At 71.6% G+C, this 12,596-nt stretch carries 14 protein-coding genes and 2 pseudogenes; 9 read left to right on the top strand and 7 right to left on the bottom strand.

The annotated features are described in order from the left end of the window. Positions 1 to 330: 330 nt before the first annotated feature. The 5 genes and pseudogenes from ACIQRW_RS27935 to ACIQRW_RS27915 form a co-directional block, all read right to left on the bottom strand. Positions 331 to 507, bottom strand: coding sequence for a hypothetical protein (locus ACIQRW_RS27935; protein ID WP_403765128.1), 177 nt, complete (start codon positions 505 to 507; stop codon positions 331 to 333). Between the two features lie 96 nt (positions 508 to 603). After that, positions 604 to 1,315: pseudogene (locus tag ACIQRW_RS27930) on the bottom strand (HAD family hydrolase). 11 nt (positions 1,316 to 1,326) lie between these two features. After that, complete coding sequence (locus ACIQRW_RS27925) at positions 1,327 to 2,040, bottom strand: phosphatase PAP2 family protein (protein WP_403765126.1); 714 nt, start codon at positions 2,038 to 2,040, stop codon at positions 1,327 to 1,329. A 98-nt stretch (positions 2,041 to 2,138) separates the two neighbouring features. Continuing rightward, a complete protein-coding gene (locus ACIQRW_RS27920; protein WP_403765125.1) occupies positions 2,139 to 3,074 on the bottom strand; it encodes a M56 family metallopeptidase in 936 nt (311 codons plus the stop codon). A 98-nt stretch (positions 3,075 to 3,172) separates the two neighbouring features. Beyond that, positions 3,173 to 3,781 carry a DUF5134 domain-containing protein gene (locus ACIQRW_RS27915; protein WP_403765123.1) on the bottom strand — a complete coding sequence of 203 codons (609 nt, stop codon included), beginning with the start codon at positions 3,779 to 3,781 and terminating at the stop codon, positions 3,173 to 3,175. Between the two features lie 250 nt (positions 3,782 to 4,031). Here ACIQRW_RS27915 and ACIQRW_RS27910 point away from each other — a divergent pair, with 250 nt between their 5' ends. After that, the gene (locus ACIQRW_RS27910; RefSeq protein WP_403765121.1) at positions 4,032 to 4,607 is read left to right on the top strand and encodes a GNAT family N-acetyltransferase; all 576 of its coding nucleotides are present in this window, start codon (positions 4,032 to 4,034) and stop codon (positions 4,605 to 4,607) included. A gap of 12 nt (positions 4,608 to 4,619) precedes the next feature. On the opposite strand, the gene ACIQRW_RS27905 is transcribed toward ACIQRW_RS27910, so the two are convergent. Then, positions 4,620 to 5,270: a glycerophosphodiester phosphodiesterase gene (locus ACIQRW_RS27905; RefSeq protein WP_403765415.1), complete on the bottom strand. Its 651-nt coding sequence runs from the start codon at positions 5,268 to 5,270 to the stop codon at positions 4,620 to 4,622. 342 nt (positions 5,271 to 5,612) lie between these two features. Between ACIQRW_RS27905 and ACIQRW_RS27900 the strand changes: the two genes are divergently transcribed. The 5 genes from ACIQRW_RS27900 (at position 5,613) to ACIQRW_RS27880 (ending at position 10,295) form a co-directional block, all read left to right on the top strand. Beyond that, positions 5,613 to 7,010, top strand: coding sequence for a DUF6421 family protein (locus ACIQRW_RS27900; RefSeq protein ID WP_403765119.1), 1,398 nt, complete (start codon positions 5,613 to 5,615; stop codon positions 7,008 to 7,010). Positions 7,011 to 7,036: 26 nt separating this feature from the next. Further along, on the top strand, positions 7,037 to 7,804 hold the full coding sequence (locus ACIQRW_RS27895; protein ID WP_403765117.1) for an SDR family NAD(P)-dependent oxidoreductase: 768 nt from the start codon (positions 7,037 to 7,039) through the stop codon (positions 7,802 to 7,804). Further along, positions 7,801 to 8,862 (top strand): threonine aldolase family protein, encoded by a 1,062-nt coding sequence (locus ACIQRW_RS27890; protein WP_403765413.1) that lies wholly within the window; start codon positions 7,801 to 7,803, stop codon positions 8,860 to 8,862. The genes ACIQRW_RS27895 and ACIQRW_RS27890 overlap by 4 nt, the downstream gene beginning before the upstream one ends. 76 nt (positions 8,863 to 8,938) lie before the next feature. Continuing rightward, positions 8,939 to 9,538 (top strand): transglutaminase family protein, encoded by a 600-nt coding sequence (locus ACIQRW_RS27885; RefSeq protein WP_403765115.1) that lies wholly within the window; start codon positions 8,939 to 8,941, stop codon positions 9,536 to 9,538. Positions 9,539 to 9,602: 64 nt separating this feature from the next. Further along, a complete protein-coding gene (locus ACIQRW_RS27880; RefSeq protein WP_403765113.1) occupies positions 9,603 to 10,295 on the top strand; it encodes a B3/4 domain-containing protein in 693 nt (230 codons plus the stop codon). Positions 10,296 to 10,328: 33 nt separating this feature from the next. On the opposite strand, the gene ACIQRW_RS27875 is transcribed toward ACIQRW_RS27880, so the two are convergent. Continuing rightward, a complete protein-coding gene (locus ACIQRW_RS27875; RefSeq protein ID WP_161186864.1) occupies positions 10,329 to 11,051 on the bottom strand; it encodes a 1-acyl-sn-glycerol-3-phosphate acyltransferase in 723 nt (240 codons plus the stop codon). 232 nt (positions 11,052 to 11,283) lie between these two features. On the opposite strand from ACIQRW_RS27875, the gene ACIQRW_RS27870 reads away from it, so the two are divergent. The 3 genes and pseudogenes from ACIQRW_RS27870 to ACIQRW_RS27860 all read left to right on the top strand — a co-directional run. Continuing rightward, positions 11,284 to 11,610: a TlpA family protein disulfide reductase gene (locus ACIQRW_RS27870; RefSeq protein ID WP_403765111.1), complete on the top strand. Its 327-nt coding sequence runs from the start codon at positions 11,284 to 11,286 to the stop codon at positions 11,608 to 11,610. Between the two features lie 197 nt (positions 11,611 to 11,807). Beyond that, on the top strand, positions 11,808 to 12,317 hold the full coding sequence (locus tag ACIQRW_RS27865) for a flavin reductase family protein (RefSeq protein ID WP_403765109.1): 510 nt from the start codon (positions 11,808 to 11,810) through the stop codon (positions 12,315 to 12,317). A 196-nt stretch (positions 12,318 to 12,513) separates the two neighbouring features. After that, positions 12,514 to 12,596, top strand: a pseudogene (locus ACIQRW_RS27860) (electron transfer flavoprotein subunit beta); the annotation flags it as partial.

The raw sequence follows: 12,596 nt of genomic DNA, 5'->3' as shown, positions 1-12,596 counted from the left end.
GCCCCACACCCCCCCCCCCCGGCCGGGGGGGGGGGGGGGGGGCCGGGCCCCCGCGGGGGGGGGGGGGGGGCGGGGGGGGGGCCCCCCCCCCCCCCCCCCCCCCGGCCCCGGTGCGTGTAGCCGCCGGAAATTCATTGACCGATGAGCCGGGTGGGGACATGCTGGATCCCTGCGACGGCGGACTCCGCAACTCCGGTCCCCGGCGCGGTCCGCGGCCGTGTCCCACGTGGCACGCCGAGGGTGCGCCCGGATCCGGCGACGCGGGGGATCGCCGGATCGGGCGCGATCTCCGCACAGGCTTTCGGTGCCGTCGAACCGCGGGTACGGCGGTCAGGCGGCGGTGCGGACGCTTCCGCCGGTGGCGGCGGTCCATTCCACCAGCAGCCGCTGGTATTCAGCCTCGTCCTGCGGCGTCAGGCACCCGCCCGAACGCTGCCACAGGTCGCGGATCTCCGCGTTGACCTCGGCTGCGGAACGAGCGGACAGGGACGACGGCATGGGGGACATGTCCACCAGGCTACGGCCACGAGCCGCTCCCCTTACCCCATCCGCGGCGGGATATGCCTCACACCCCGGTCCGATCTCCTCTGTTCGCCGCGGGCCTCATTCCGGCACGAGACCCAGCGAACGCAGGCCGTCGGGCCGCTCCGCCACCGGCAGGTGGTCCACGAACCGGACCCCGCAGCCCAGAGCGGCCGCGCCACCGTCCGCCCTCCGGTCGTCACCGACCATGACCACGTCCGCCGGATCCCGGCCGATCAGCGAGCAGGCGATGCGGAACAGCCCCGCGTCGGGCTTCTGGAGCCCGTGCTCGAAGGACAGGGCATAGGCGTCGACCAGGGCGTCCAGCCCATGCGCGCGGAAGACCGGGCGCGGGTCCCACCCGATGTTGCTGACCACACACACCGCGATCCCCGCCCTCCGCAGCCCCGCCAGCACCTCCGCGGCGTCCGGATAGGCCTGCCAGGCCTCCGGCCGCCTGTGGCGGTCGTACAGCGCGTCGTACAGCCCCGGATCGGGCAGGGCGACGCCCCGGGCCAGACCGGTGTACGCCTCGCGGTGCAGAGCGGCGCTCAGGTCCCGGCGGGACATCGCCCCGGCGGGACATCGCCCCGGCCAGCCGGTCGGGGACCCGGACCGGGGACGGGCCGCCCGGGAGAGCACCGGCCTCCGTGAGCCCGCTCACGTACCGCTCGAAATCCGCCGGGGTGACGTCGACGCCCTCCTCGCGCAGCACGGCGGCGAGCCAGTCACGGACCGGCTCGATACGGAACAGGGTTCCGGAGAAGTCGAACAGCACGCCTTTGACCACCATGGACGCGATCCTTACCGGTCCGTTCCCGAGCCGGCAAGAGCGCCCTCCCGGGCCGCCGCGTACCGGGCGTACCCCGCGGCGCTCAACGCCACCACGGCCACCCCCAGCAGCGCACCGCCCACGACATCGGTCAGCCAGTGCACCCCCAGGTACACCCGGGTCGCCGCCACACCGACCGCCGAGACCACCGCCACGGCCAGCACCGCGGCCCGGGCGCCGGGGCCGGCGCCGTACAGCCACAGCAGCCAGACGAACAGGCCGCAGGTCACGACGGCCGTCATGGCATGCCCGGAGGGGAAGGCCGCGTAGTGGGCCGAGTCCACCGGATCGGGCCACTGCGGGCGCTCCCGGCCCACCGCCGCCTTCAGCCCCTGCTGGAGGAGCGTGGCGATCAGGCTCGTCGCGGCCAGCCAGAGGGCGAGCGGGCGCGCGCCCCGCCACCACAGGGCGACCACCACCGCCGCGATCAGGGCGCGCATGGTCCAGGGATCCCACACCCAGTCCGTCAGCACCCGGCTCACATGCACCAGACCGGGATCGGTCACCGCGTGCCGGTGCAGGGCGTCGGCGACCACCCGGTCCAGGGACATCAGCGGCGACCAGCGCGCCGCCACCAGCACGAGCAGCACGAAAGCGGCCGCGCCGACGACCGCCCCGGTCCACAGGGCGGGCGGGGTGCGGGCGGAGCGATCCGGCGAGCGGAAGCGGAGCAGGGGAGAGGACATGGGGTGATCCTCGCGGAGGACACCGCCCGAAGGCCAACTCGGGGTGCGATCAAGGGGGCCGGCACCGCTGCCCCGGCTCCTGATCCGGCGGACGCGCCCTAACCCAGCGCGCGGAGCCCCGGGACGAAGGCCACGAACACCGGGACGACCGGGACCAGCGCGGCGGCGGCTGTCAGCCGGAGCCTGCGGCCCGCCGTCAGCCGTTCGACCGGGGCCAGCAACCGGTTGACCCGGAGGGGCACTTGGGCCTGCGGGGTGGGGCAGGGGCCGAACACCCCACGGTCCTCGTTGAGTCCGACGAGGGCCAGCGCGGTCGTCAGCCGGCCGAAGCGGCGCGACGCCACGTCGTCGGCGGCCAGTTCGACCAGCCGGTGCATCTCGTCGCGGAACGCGGCGAACACCGGGATCTGCGGGAAGCCGATCGCCAGCGCCGACGAGCAGTGCAGCAGCCAGTCGTGCCGGGCCTGGGCGTGCCCCTGCTCATGGGCGAGCACGGCATCGAGCTGACGCCCCTTCAGGCGGCCCAGCGCGGCGGTGGTGATGACGAGTTGCGGAGCCGTGCCGGGCAGCCACCAGGCGTCGGGGCGTTCACCCTCCAGCACCACGAGGCGGTCGGCGCCCGGCTCCTCGCCCGGCATCAGCGGGGAACGCACCAGCAGTTCCGCCCGACGCTGCTCGCGGCGACGCCGTGCCCGCCGGATCTCCCTCAGGAGCATCGCCCCGGTCCACAGCCCGCCCATCGCCAGCAGTACCGCGATGACCGCCGACCACGGCCCGTACGCCGCCAGGGCGTACGCCTCGACGACGGCGTGCGGGGCGGGGGCGAAGACATGGCCGCGCACCGCCTGCCAGGCGGCGGCCGCGCTCAGCGTCATGGACAGGGCGAACGACAGCAGGACCCCGGCCACCACGCACTGCCAGACCCACAGGGCCACGACCGGTTCGCGCTCCGGCCACCGGGCGCGCGCCATCACGCGGGGAGTCACCAGGGCGGTCAATGCACCGAGCAGCAGCAGCGCGAGGGAGACCAGCATGGCCTCAGCTTATGAGGGGCGGGTCGGCCGGGGGTACGGCCGCGACCGGCAAGTGACGTAGACCACGGTTTGCCGGGGGTTCTGTCCCACTTCCTGTCTCACAGAGTGAGCAGCATGGCGAACATGCCGATGCCCATCGTCAGCCTGCACGCCGTCGTGAGCTCGGACAGGCCGTCCGATGCGCCCCCGAATCCTCCTGGGGCCCCGGGGGCGGGGACCGTCCCCCCGGCCGGGACCATGACGGTCCCTGGCAGCAGTCGGCCGGCCGAGCCCAGCACGTAGCACGCGTAGTAGACGAGCAGCGCCCCGGTCAGCAGGGGTATGCCGCCGGCGCCGGCGCCCGCCCCGTGCCCGGCATGCCCGCCCCCGCCGCTCCCCGTGACCGCGGGGGCCATCGCCACGGCCATGTAGACCATGGCCAGTGAGCCGACGAGATGGTGCAGATGGTGGCCGCCGCGCAGGGCGGGGCGCAGCGCTCGCAGCGCGGCCGCGCCGAACAGCACCGCGTACACCGCCCAGGCCCAGTCCGGGGGCGACAGCACCGCCGCCGGAACGGCCATCGCCGCCATGCCGAAACCCATGAGCGCCTCCGAGCGTGCGGTGCGGCGCTCCTGCGGCGTTCCCGCGCGGGTGCGCAGCAGGCAGTAGGCGCCGCTCACCGCGCACAACGCCATCAGCAGCCAGCCGGTCAGGGCCCCTCCGTGCACGGCGCGCCTCCCCCCGGTCGGACGTACGGCACTGTTGCGGGTCGTCCCATCGATGCCCGGGGGCCCGACGCCGAATCCGGCGCACGGGGGTGTGAAGGGGGTGCGCCGGGGCCCGTCGGGGGCGCTTCGGGTCGCGTTACTCTCGACCGCACGTGCGACGGCGGAGACCGCGACCGTACGTACAGCAGCAGGGAAACGCGTACGGCAGCACAGAAGTGCGTACGGCAGCAGAGAAACGGAGCACCCCACCATGGACACCGCCACTCCCCCCGACGCGGCCCGGCTGACCTTCCGCGACGCGACCGAGGACGACGTACCGGCGCTGGTGACCCTCATCGAGTCCGCCTACCGAGGTGACTCCAGCCGCACCGGCTGGACCACCGAGGCCGACATCCTCCAAGGACAGCGGACCGACGAACAGGGTGTGCGCGAGGTCATCGACGCTCCGGCGGGCCGGCTTCTCGCGGTCGAGCGCGACGGCGGACTCGTCGCCTGCTGCCAGCTCGAACACCGGGGCGACGCGGCCTACTTCGGCATGTTCGCGGTGCGGCCGGGACTTCAGGGCGGCGGACTCGGCAAGCTGATCATCGCCGAGGCTGAGCGCACCGTCAGGGAGAGTTGGGGCGTCGGCGAGATGCACATGACGGTGATCTCGGTGCGCGAGGACCTGATCGCCTGGTACGAGCGCCGGGGCTACCGCCGTACGGGAGCGCTCACCCCGTTCCCGTACGGCGACGAGCGCTTCGGGATTCCTCAGCGCGACGACCTGGCCTTTGAACTGCTCGTCAAGAACCTTGAGGTGAGCGACGCGGGGGAAGGCGCCTGAGGACGCCCGCCCTCAGGCGGTGAAGCGCCCGGCGCGGCGGATCTCGGGGAAGTCGGTCGTCGCGCCGTCCAGGCCCAGCGCCCGTGCGAGACGCAGGTGGTCCTGGGTGTTCACCACCCAGCCGATCACCTTCACCCCCTCGGAGTGGGCCTGTTCCACGATCTCCATGGTGAGGCGGCGGATGTTCAGCGCGAGTGTCGCCGCGCCTGCCGCCTTCGCCCGGTCCACCACGTCCGCGCCCCAGCGGCTGGCGATCAGGACCGTGCGCACGCCCGGCACCAGCCGCGCGATCTCGGTGACGGCCTCGTCGTGGAACGAGGACACCTCCACCCGGCCGACGAGATCACGCTCCCGGATCACGTCCGCCAGCGCGCGGGCCGCCGCCACGTCCTTGATCTCCGCCTGGAGCGGGGAGGAGACGGCCTCCAGCACCTCCTCGAAGACGGGGATCCGCTCGCCCTGGCCGGCGTCGAGCTCGCGCAGCTCCGCCAGGGTCCTGGCCGCGATCGGTCCGGTCCCGTCCGTGGTGCGGTCCACGTCCACGTCGTGCATCACGACGAGCGCGCCGTCCTTGCTGAGATGGAGATCCAGCTCGATGGCGTCCATTCCGGACGCCTCGGCGCGGACGAAGGAGCGCAGGGTGTTCTCGGGCTCGACGCCCATCACTCCGCGATGTCCCAGGGTGAGAAATGACAAGGCGACCTCGTTTCCGTCGGCGGCGGTCCGTCGACTGCTCCTGCCCGCGCGGAGGTGCGGCAAGCGGAGGTACGGCAATGCGGCACTGGGGAGGGTAGCGGCCGAGGCCCGCGATGTCCCCCGCTGTGCGGGCCCGGTCGCCCGTGCCCGGGAGCGACTGGGCGAACTGCGCGTCTACCCGGGATACGGCAGGAAAAACAGCGGCGACCATGGGGGGTACGCAGGATATTTTGCAGTCCCCCACTTGTCGGAAGGAACCCCGCACGGCTACGGTGAATGCACGCGAGGTTCTCCCGTGGAGGAAGTGTTATGACGGAAATTCTTGTGCACGACGCCACCGACGGCGCGATAGTTACGGTCCAGCGGGTGGTCGAACACCCGGCCTGGCCCGTGCTCAAGGATGCCGTCGAGGAGATCCGCCCCTGGCAGTCCAAGGACGGATCCATCGACTTCGAGGCCGAGGGCGCCCCGTCCCCGGCCGTCGTCGAGCGGGTCCTGGACCGGGTGACCGGAGCGGTCGAGGAGCTCTCCCCGCTCCTCCCGCACGACGCCGCCTACCACCGCGCGCTCGTCACCGACCTGCGCCGCTGGGCCGCCGACGGCTTCCGCGTCCCCGACTTCCTGGACTCGCTGCTGGCCTTCCAGCCCGCGAAGGACCGGGCCGACGGCCTCCAGCACCTCGTCGTCTTCGCGATGTACACGCAGAACGGCAACCCTGACCGCAACCTCGAAGCGGTCGTGCTGAGGATGGTCTGGCCCGACTGGCTCGCCGACCTGGAGGCGAACCGCTACGACAACCCGCTCTTCTGCGGCATCACCTTCGAGGACTTCACCGCCGGCTACGACACCCACTCCGCGGTGCTCTTCCCGGAGACCATCGCCGTGCGCGAGGCCCCCGAGCGCTTCAGCTGGGGCGGCATCTTCTGCGACCGCGAGGCCGCCCGCTTCCGCCGCGTCACCGAGGCCTCCGTCGACCTGCTCGGCCTGGAGCTGCCCGACGACATCCGCGAGATGATCGGCGACCAGCAGCGCTGCGAGCAGGCGTTCGTCCTGTGGGACATGGTCCACGACCGCACCCACAGCCACGGCGACCTGCCGTTCGACCCGTTCATGATCAAGCAGCGCCAGCCGTTCTGGATGTACGGCCTGGAGGAGCTGCGCTGCGACCTCACCGCCTTCAAGGAGGCCGTGAAACTGGAGTCCGAGGGCAACGCCCACGGCCGTGACGTGCAGTACGCGGTGCTCTTCGACCGGCTGTTCCGCTTCCCGGTCTCCGGCGAGCGCGTCCGCAACTACGACGGACTCGGCGGCCAGCTGCTCTTCGCGTACCTCCACAAGCACGACGTGGTCCGCTGGACCGACAACACCCTGAAGATCGACTGGGGCCGTGCCCCGGAGGTCACCAACCAGCTCTGCGGCGAGATCGAGCAGCTCTACCGCGACGGCATCGACCGCCCGAAGCTGGTCCACTGGTTCGCCGCGTACGACCTCGTGTCCACCTACCTCGCCCCGCACCCGGGATCCCGCTGGGCCAAGGGCCCCGACGCCCTGGACCTCACACTTCCTCCTCGCAAGCTCGTCGACGACGTGCTTCCGGACGAGTTTCCCCTGAGCATGTTCTATGAGGCGCTCGCCAAGAAGCTGAAACACGTGATTGCCTCTGCCAAGGGAATCACCGCGGCGAACGACGAGCGGGCAGCCGCGTGAACCATTCTCCCGAGGAGGCGGTGGCCATGAACGCGAACGGCACGGGCGAGGGGACCGGTGTGCTCGAAGGAGCCGTGGTCGCGGTCGCCGGAGCGGCCGGCCCCGCCGGCCGGGCGACGCTGCTGCGGCTCGCCGAGGCGGGCGCGACGGTCGTCGGGTGCGACGCGAACCCCGAACGGCTCGCCGAGGCGGTGGACGCCGCCCGGTACGCCCACGGGGGCGCGACCGTCACCGGCGAGACCGTCGATCTGCTCGACCTCGACGCCACCCGGGACTGGGCCAAGCGCACCGAGGCGGAGTTCGGCCGCGTCGACGGCCTGGTCCACCTCGTCGGCGGCTGGCGCGGCAGCCCGTCGTTCCGGGAGACCGTGCTCTCCGACTGGGACGCCCTGGAGAAGCTGCTCATCCGCACCGTCCAGTCGACCTCGCTGGCCTTCCAGGAGGCCCTTGAGCGCAGCGACCGGGGCCGCTATCTCCTGATCAGCGCCGCCGGAGCCAGCAAGCCCACCGCGGGCAACGCCGCCTACTCCTCCGCCAAGGCCGCCGCCGAGGCGTGGACCCTCGCGCTCGGCGACGCCTTCCGCAAGGCGGGGGGCGAGGACGGGCCTGCGGCCGCTGCTGCGATCCTGGTGGTCAAGGCACTGGTGAACGACGCCATGCGCGCCGAGCGCCCGAATGCGAAGTTCGCGGGCTTCACCGACGTCACGGAGCTGGCCGAGGCCATCGCCGGCGTCTGGGACAAGCCCGCCCCGGAAGTGAACGGAAAGCGCCTGTGGCTGACCCCGCAAACGTGAGGACCGACGCGCGACGTCACCACGACCCGCAGGTACGCGGCTTCGCCAGTGACAACTACGCCGGCGCGCACCCGGAGGTCCTCGCGGCCATGGCCCTCGCCAACGGCGGCCACCAGGTCGCCTACGGCGAGGACGACTACACCGACCACCTCCAGCGCGTGATGCACAGCCACTTCGGCGCCACCGCCGAGGCCTTCCCGGTCTTCAACGGCACGGGCGCCAACGTGGTCGCCCTCCAGGCTCTCACCGACCGCTGGGGCGCCGTCATCTGCGCCGAGTCCGCGCACATCAACGTGGACGAGGGCGGCGCGCCCGAGCGGATGGGCGGGCTGAAGCTCCTCGGCGTGCCCACCCCGGACGGCAAGCTCACCCCGGAGCTCATCGACCGGCAGGCGTACGGCTGGGACGACGAGCACCGGGCCATGCCGCAGGTCGTCTCGATCACCCAGAACACCGAGCTGGGCACCGTCTACACCCCCGACGAGATCCGCGCCATCTGCGACCACGCCCACGAGCGCGGCATGAAGGTGCACCTCGACGGGGCCCGGATAGCCAACGCCGCCGCCTCGCTGGATGTGCCGATGCGGACGTTCACCAACACGGTCGGCGTCGATGTGCTGTCCTTCGGCGGCACGAAGAACGGCGCGCTCTTCGGTGAGGCCGTCGTCGTGCTGAACCCGGACGCGGTCCGGGCGATGAAGCACCTGCGCAAGCTCTCCATGCAGCTCGCCTCCAAGATGCGCTTCGTCTCCGTCCAGCTGGAGGCGCTGCTCGCCAGGGACCTGTGGCTGCGCAACGCCCGGCACGCCAACGCCATGGCCCAGCGGCTCGCCGAGGGCGTCCGGGCGATCGACGGGGTGGAGATCCTCTACCCGGTCCAGGCCAACGCCGTGTTCGCCCGGCTGCCGCACGCGGTCAGCGAGCGGCTCCAGAAGCGTTTCCGCTTCTACTTCTGGGACGAGGCGGCCGGGGACGTCCGCTGGATGTGCGCGTTCGACACCGGCGAGGACGACGTCGACGCCTTCCTCCAGGCACTCAAGGAAGAGATGGCGCGCTAGCGCACATCCTGCATGAGTATGCGGCCGACCGGAAATTGATGGACTTCCGGTCGGTCGCTTCGTACGCTCTCCGATCATGGAGCTGACGCAGCAGTCCCCGGGTATCGAAGCGTATCTGGCCGCCGACGAGGTCATTGATCACGAGCACCCTCGGGTCGGCGAGGCGGTGACCCGCCTCATGCTCGACGCCGACACCGCATACACATACGCGCGGGCCGCCTTCGAGTTCGTCCGCGACACCATTCCGCACTCCGCCGACTCGGGGGATCCGCGTGTCACGTGGCGCGCCTCCGACGTGCTCGCCGCCCGTACGGGCATCTGTTACGCCAAGTCGATCGCGCTCACGGCGCTGCTGCGGGCCGGCGGCATTCCGGCCGGCCTCTGCTATCAACGTCTGGTCGGCCAGGACGGCGCGACCCCCGTGATCCACGGGCTGGTCGCGTTGCGGCTCCCCGGGGCCGGGGGGTGGGCGCGGGTGGATCCGCGGGGCAACAAACCGGGCGTCGACGCGCAGTTCTCGCTGGAGGAGGAGCGGCTGGCCTGGGTGGCACGCGAAGAGTTCAACGAAGTCGACTATCCAGTAGTCTATGTTGCACCGCCCGAGGTGATCCTCCATGCGCTGAAGAGCGCCCGGGACCGCTCGGAGCTGCTGCGGAACCTCCCCACGGCCCTCTGAACGCAGCCCCGCGCCGGACCACCGCACCCGAGTAACCGAACCGAGCAAGGCAGTAAGGCAGACGATGACCCTCACGCTCACCGTGTCCGACGAAGTGCGCGCCATCGCACCGGGCTTCACCCACCTCGCCGTCGAGGCGCACGGCCTGGTCAACGGCCCCAGCGACACCCGTAGCGCCGCCCTGCTGGACGACGCCGCCCGCAGGCTCGCCGAACGCCTGGAGAACCGCGCCCCGCACGAGGACCCGCGCATCGCCGCCTGGCGCGAGGTCTACACGGCGTTCGGGGCCAAGCCCTCCCGCACCCGCAACTCGGCCGAGGCGCTCGCCCGGCGCGCCCTCGCCGACGGCGGCCTGCCCCGCGTCAACCTGCTGGTCGACGCCTACAACGCGATCAGCGTCGCGCACCTCGTCCCGGTCGGCGGCGAGGACACCGACCACATCAAGGGCGGGATGCGGCTGATCCGCGCGACGGGCGACGAGCCGTTCCTCACCGTCGCCGGCGGCGAGGAGACGGTGGAGCACCCCGAGCCCGGCGAAGTCGTCTGGTGCGACGACGAGGGCGTCACCTGCCGCCGCTGGAACTGGCGTCAGGGTGTGCGCACCCGGCTCACCGAGGAGTCGGTCAACGCCGTCTTCCTGCTGGAGGGCCTCGCGCCGATGGCGAACGGCGGGCTCGACGCCGCGGGCGCCGAACTCGCCGCGACCCTGGAGCGGCTGAGTCCCGGGGCGCGGATCACCGTCCACGGACCGCGGTGAAGTGGCGACGTCGCGGTTGTCGTGGGGCGGCTGTCAGCCGAGCTCGCGCACCTCGGCGGGTGTCGGGGCCGTACCGCCGAGATGGGCCGGCACCCACCAGGTGTCGCTCGCGTCCTTCGGGCGCACCGGGTAGGCCCGCTGCGCCGCCTCCAGCAGCTCCTGAACCCGCTCCCGCAGCCGCCGGGTGATGGCGCCGGCGTACTGGTCGGAGGGCGCCTCCATGGGCTCGCCGACGCGGATGGTGATCGGGATGTGGCTGCGCTGGAAATTACGCGGCCGCCCCTTCGTCCAGATCCGCTGCGTGCCCCAGAGCGCCATCGGGATCAGCGGGACCCCGGCCTCCTGGGCGAGGCGCGCGGCACCCGACTTGAAGCTCTTCAGGGTGAAGGACTGCGAGATCGTGGCCTCGGGGAACACTCCGACGATCTCACCGGAACGCAGTGACCGAAGCGCGTGGGCATACGCGTCCTCGCCCTGGTCGCGGTCGACCGGGATGTGCTTCATTCCCCGCATCAGCGGACCGGAGATCCTGTGCCGGAAGACCGATTCCTTCGCCATGAACCGCACCAGCCGCTTCTGCGGCAGGGCGCCCAGCCCGGTGAAGATGAAGTCGAGATAACTGATGTGGTTGCTGACCAGCACCGCACCACCGGTCTTCGGGATGTGCTCCGAACCCTGAGTGTCGATCTTCAGGTCGAGCGCCTTGAACAGGGTGCGAGCGGCGCCGATGACCGGTCGATAGACGAGTTCTGCCATCTGGATGAAGACCCTTCTTCAGCGCCTGGGGAGGGTTCTCCCGGCGGAAGTTACGCAGCCGTAGGTTTTCGGCATTGTGGCGATCGTGCCCCATGTGCGAGCCGCTGGCCAGTCCCGGCGGACGCGGGGCGCGAGATTCTCGTCACGTGCGCGTACCCCGGGAGCTGCGGGGAATGCCTGGGCTGCGGCCGGTGCTGACCCCTTACGACGAACTCTGATCAGGAGGCACCAGGTGGACCGCCGGACACACGGACAGCGACTCGACGCATCCCAACTCGGCGCGGAACTCGGGGAACGCGCGACGCTCGTCCAGTTCTCCAGCGCCTTCTGCCAGCCGTGCCGGGCGACCCGCCGCACGCTCGGCGAGGTGGCCGGGATGGTCGAGGGGGTCGCCCATATCGAGGTCGACGCCGAGGCCCATCTCGCTCTGGTGCGACAGCTGGACATCACGAAGACGCCGACCGTCCTGGTGCTCGACGCCGAGGGCGAGGTGGTCCGCCGGGCATCCGGACAGCCCCGCACCGTCGACGTCGTCGCGGCGCTGGGGCACGCCATATGACGGACCGTGACGCATCTCCCACATTCCGGAACGCCCTTGACTGCGCCCGCTCCGCATCGTCAGTCTGACGTTATGCCGCCAGAACTCCTTCTTTACGGCCGGGTCCATGTGGACCTCGCACGCAATGCGAGTGCGCGTTGTCCGGGTGCCTGAGCACCCACGGACCCGTACGCCACTTCCGCAGAAGGAACACGTCCATGACGGCAACGCCCGATCTCGCCCCTGCCCCGACGGTCGCCACTCCCGAACTCTTCCGCTCGGTCTTCCGCCGCCACGCCGCGGGCGTGGCCGTGATCACCGCCGCGGGGGAGCGCCCGGTCGGCTTCACCGCCACCTCGCTGACCTCCGTCGCCGCCGAACCCCCGCTGATCTCCTTCGGTATCGGCACGTCCTCCTCCAGCTGGCCCGTGCTGTCCGAGGCCACTCATGTCGGCGTTCACATACTCGGCGAGGACCAGCGGGAACTGGCCGCGACGTTCGCCCGCAGCGGGGCCGACCGCTTCGGCCCGTCGACCGAGTGGAGCAGTGGCCCCGAAGGCGTTCCGCTGCTCGCCGGCGTGTCCGCCTGGCTCGTCTGCCGCGTCGTGACCCGTGTCCCGGCCGGGGACCACCGCATCGTCATCGCCGAGGCGGTGGCGGGCGCGCCCTCCGGAGCCGGTCGCCCGCTGGTCTACCACCAGGGACGGTTCACGGCTCTGCGAGACTGAGGGCGCGCACGCACAGGCCCGCCGCGTTGGCAAGGTCACAGTGCGCGGCGCTTGCCCAGGGGTAAGAGACTGGGTGTACTGGCGAGTAATATCGGGCTCGGAGCCTCGGTCGTCCTGACCGGATCCGGCCCGACAAGGCGCCTATGCTGCGTGCAACAAGGCAGCCCGGAAATGACGATGCAGTAGGAGAGCCGGCGTGAGCTTGAGGATCGTTGTCTGTGTGAAGTACGTGCCCGACGCGACCGGTGACCGGCGTTTCGCCGATGACCTGACGCTGGA

The organism is Streptomyces sp. NPDC091287 (assembly GCF_044768525.1).
In the GTDB taxonomy this organism is placed as follows: domain Bacteria; phylum Actinomycetota; class Actinomycetes; order Streptomycetales; family Streptomycetaceae; genus Streptomyces.
The sequence above is the reverse complement of the archived record's forward strand: the minus strand, read 5'-3'. Positions and strand labels throughout refer to the sequence as shown.

Excerpts from the sequence above, each read along its gene's own strand:
- ACIQRW_RS27935 (WP_403765128.1), bottom strand. The coding sequence starts at position 507 with ATGTCCCCCATGCCGTCGTCCCTGTCCGCTCGTTCCGCAGCCGAGGTC.
- ACIQRW_RS27925 (WP_403765126.1), bottom strand. The coding sequence starts at position 2,040 with ATGTCCTCTCCCCTGCTCCGCTTCCGCTCGCCGGATCGCTCCGCCCGC.
- ACIQRW_RS27920 (WP_403765125.1), bottom strand. The coding sequence starts at position 3,074 with ATGCTGGTCTCCCTCGCGCTGCTGCTGCTCGGTGCATTGACCGCCCTG.
- ACIQRW_RS27910 (WP_403765121.1), top strand. The coding sequence starts at position 4,032 with ATGGACACCGCCACTCCCCCCGACGCGGCCCGGCTGACCTTCCGCGAC.
- ACIQRW_RS27905 (WP_403765415.1), bottom strand. The coding sequence starts at position 5,270 with ATGGGCGTCGAGCCCGAGAACACCCTGCGCTCCTTCGTCCGCGCCGAG.
- ACIQRW_RS27900 (WP_403765119.1), top strand. The coding sequence starts at position 5,613 with ATGACGGAAATTCTTGTGCACGACGCCACCGACGGCGCGATAGTTACG.
- ACIQRW_RS27895 (WP_403765117.1), top strand. The coding sequence starts at position 7,037 with ATGAACGCGAACGGCACGGGCGAGGGGACCGGTGTGCTCGAAGGAGCC.
- ACIQRW_RS27885 (WP_403765115.1), top strand. The coding sequence starts at position 8,939 with ATGGAGCTGACGCAGCAGTCCCCGGGTATCGAAGCGTATCTGGCCGCC.
- ACIQRW_RS27880 (WP_403765113.1), top strand. The coding sequence starts at position 9,603 with ATGACCCTCACGCTCACCGTGTCCGACGAAGTGCGCGCCATCGCACCG.
- ACIQRW_RS27875 (WP_161186864.1), bottom strand. The coding sequence starts at position 11,051 with ATGGCAGAACTCGTCTATCGACCGGTCATCGGCGCCGCTCGCACCCTG.
- ACIQRW_RS27865 (WP_403765109.1), top strand. The coding sequence starts at position 11,808 with ATGACGGCAACGCCCGATCTCGCCCCTGCCCCGACGGTCGCCACTCCC.